The sequence below is a fragment of the Ensifer sp. ENS07 genome, from assembly GCF_014852185.1.
GTDB lineage: Bacteria > Pseudomonadota > Alphaproteobacteria > Rhizobiales > Rhizobiaceae > Ensifer > Ensifer adhaerens.
This window is the reverse complement of the sequence record NZ_JACVBE010000079.1, coordinates 1-298: the sequence shown is the minus strand read 5'-3', so window position 1 is coordinate 298 and position 298 is coordinate 1. Positions and strand designations below refer to the sequence as shown.

1 protein-coding gene is annotated in these 298 nt (G+C 64.1%); it reads right to left on the bottom strand.

Features of this window, described 5'->3' with window-relative positions:
* The coding region (locus tag IB277_RS37730; protein ID WP_192373422.1) for a cobalamin-dependent protein at window positions 1-298 on the bottom strand (298 nt) is incomplete at both ends.

Here is a 298-nt window from a genome sequence, read left to right as displayed (position 1 = left end):
CCGCCGACACGCCGTTCTCCATGAGATAGTCATAGTCCTGGCGAGGGATGACACCCCCACAGATGACGATGACATCCTCGCCGCCACGCCTTTTCAGCGCTTCGGCCAATTGCGGCATCAGCGTCTTGTGGCCGGCTGCGAGCGAAGAAACGCCAATGACGTTGACCTTGCTCGCAAGCGCCATGTCGGCCGCTTCCTCCGGTGTCTGGAACAACGGGCCGGCAAGCACGTCGAAGCCGATGTCGCCAAAGGCCGACGCGATCACCTTGGCGCCCCGGTCGTGGCCGTCCTGGCCGAG